We start from the raw sequence: 2,816 nt of genomic DNA, 5'->3' as shown, positions 1-2,816 counted from the left end.
GGTCAGCCGCTCCAGGTCGGCCGACAGCCGCTTGGCCGCCGCGCGTACCTCCTGGAACTCGGCCTCGCGGGCGGACCGTGCGCCGGCGACCGCGTCCCTGGTCTCCTCGGCCGCGGCCAGCGAGACCGCGACCCGGGCCAGCGCCTCGCGGGCGCCGATCTCCACGGCCCGGGCGATGCCGGCGCCGCGGACCCGGGCGGCCCGACGGGCGGCGGCGCGCTCGCGGGCGGCCCGCTCGGCGGCGGCCTGGCGGGCGAGCGAGTCGGCGCGGCCGGCGATCGAGGCGACCCGCTCCTCGGCGGTACGCACCGCGAGCCGGACCTCCATCTCGTTCTGCCGTGCCTGCGGCACCATCGCGGCGAGCTGGTCACGCTCCTCGGTCGACGGTTCCTCGTCGATCGGCGTGGTCTCGGCCAGCTCGAGCCGGGTCTCCAGCTCGGCCAGCGCGGTCAGGTCGCGCTCGCGGGCCTCCTCGGCGCGGGCGCGGGAGGCGCCCAGCCGCTCGGTCTCCGCGTTGGCGGACCGGGCGGCGGCACCCAGCTCGGCGAGCCGGCGCGCGGCGGCGTTGCGCTGCCCCTCGGCCGCCCGCTTCTCCCGCTCGGTGAGCTGCACGGCCTCCTTGCGGCTGGCCACGGCGGCACGGGCGGTGGCGAGCTGCGTGCGCAGCTGCTCGATCTGCTCCTCGGCGCGGGCCTTGTTGGCCGCCGCCTCGTCGACGGCCGCCTGCAGCTCGATGAAGCTCTGTGCCTTGGCGGAGCCGCCCGCGGCGGCGTACGCGCCGACCACGTCACCGTCCGGCGTGACCGCGCGCAGCTGCGGGTTCGCGGCCACCGCGCGGGTGGCCGACTCCAGACCGTCGGTCATGATCACGTCGCGGAGCGCCCAGTGCACCGCTGGCCGGATCCGCTCGTCGCAGCGGACCACGTCGGGCGCCCAGCGCGCGCCGTCGGGCAGCGCGGGGCGCAGCGCGTCCGGTGTGCCGATCATGCCGGGTCCGGCAGGCGTGCCGACCAGCAGCGCCGCGCGGCCGGCGTCCTGGATCTTGAGGTAACGCATCGCCTCGGCGGCCTCGTCGACGCCGGCCACGGCCACCGCGTCGGCCAGCGCGCCGAGCGCGGCGGCCAGGGCGGCCTCGTGGCCGGGCTCGACGGTCAGCATGCCGGCCAGGCTGCCGAGCAGTCCCGGCACCTGGTCCGCGCGGCCGAGCAGCGCGCCGGCGCCGTCCTTGCGGCGCAGGCCGAGCGAGAGCGCCTCCTCGCGGGCCTTCCAGGTCGCCGCGTCCTTCTCGGCGACCCGCTCGCGGTTGGTCAGCTCGCGGACCTCGGCCGCCGCCTCCTCGTGCGCGGCGACCGCCTCGTCGTGGCGGGCGTCCAGGTCGGCGTCGGCGAGGTCGGCCTCCGAGGACTCGGCCGCGACGGCGTCGACCTCCGCCTGCGCCCGCTGGGCCCGGGCCTGCGCGTCGACGTGGGCGGCCGCGAGTCGGGAGATCTCCTCGGCGCCGCTGGTGCTGCGCGCCCGGGCGGCGTTGACCTGGCCGGTCAGCTTGGCGAGGCCCTCCCGGCGGTCGGCGATGGCCTTGGCCGCGGCCCGCAGCGCCTGCTCGGCCGCGGCGAGCTGCCGCTCCAGGGCCTGGCGGGACTCGACCGCCTCGGCGAGCCGGTTCTGGTCGTCCTTGAGGGCGCCGCGGAGCTGGTCCTCCTGGGCCCGCACGCGCTCCGACTCGGCGGCCAGCTCGTCCGGGTCGCGGCCGGGGCGCTCGTCGTCGGGCGTGGCCGACAGGTGCCGCAGCCGCTCGCTGGCGAGCTGCTCGGTGGATCGAAAACGCTCCTGCAGGGCGGACAGCTTGTACCAGGCGTCCTGCGCGGCGGCCAGCAGCGGCGCGTCCTCGGCCAGCGCCGCCTCGAGCTGGGCCAGCCGGCGCTGCACCTGCTCGTGCTCGTCCTCCACGTACTCCCGGCGCTCGCGCAGGGCCGCCTCGTCGGCGATCTCCTTGTCGAGTGTGGTGCGCAGCGTGTGCAGGTCGTCGGCGAGCAGCCGGAGCCGGGCGTCGCGCAGGTCCGACTGGATGCCGGCGGCGCGCCGGGCCACCTCGGCCTGCTTGCCGAGCGGCTTGAGCTGGCGGCGCAGCTCGGCGGTCAGGTCGGTGAGCCGGTTGAGGTTGGTCTGCATCGCGTCGAGCTTCCGCAGCGCCTTTTCCTTGCGCTTGCGGTGCTTGAGGACGCCGGCCGCCTCCTCGATGAACGCCCGCCGGTCCTCGGGCTTGGCGTGCAGCACGGCGTCGAGCTGGCCCTGTCCGACGATCACGTGCATCTCGCGGCCGATGCCGGAGTCGCTGAGCAGCTCCTGGATGTCGAGGAGCCGGCAGGAGTTGCCGTTGATCTCGTACTCGGACTCACCCGAGCGGAACATCCGGCGGGTGATCGACACTTCGGTGTAGTCGATCGGCAGCGCGCCGTCGCCGTTGTCGATCGTGAGGGTGACCTCGGCGCGGCCCAGCGGCGCCCGGCCGGCCGTGCCGGCGAAGATCACGTCTTCCATCTTGCCGCCGCGCAGCGCCTTGGCGCCCTGCTCGCCCAGCACCCAGGAGATGGCGTCGACCACGTTGGACTTGCCGGAGCCGTTGGGCCCCACGACGCAGGTGATGCCCGGCTCCAGCCGCAACGTGGTCGCGGAGGCGAAGGACTTGAAGCCCTTCACGGTCAAGCTCTTGAGATGCACCTAATCGAGTCCTCGTCCGACGGCCCGCCGTCGCTCCACACCAGACGGTTGGCGGGGAACGTCGGGTCCGGCGGCATCGCGGGCGGGGTGGTCGGGTT

1 protein-coding gene is annotated in these 2,816 nt (G+C 75.9%); it reads right to left on the bottom strand.

The genetic code is table 11. The annotated features are described in order from the left end of the window. Positions 1-2,718 (bottom strand): chromosome segregation protein SMC (smc, locus tag AB0H87_RS40165; RefSeq protein ID WP_360158571.1); only part of this gene is annotated, 2,718 nt, incomplete at its 3' end. Between the last annotated feature and the right edge of the window lie 98 nt (positions 2,719-2,816).

This window comes from Asanoa sp. NPDC050611 (assembly GCF_040654855.1).
Classification (GTDB): domain Bacteria; phylum Actinomycetota; class Actinomycetes; order Mycobacteriales; family Micromonosporaceae; genus Asanoa.
The sequence above is the reverse complement of the archived record's forward strand: the minus strand, read 5'-3'. Positions and strand labels throughout refer to the sequence as shown.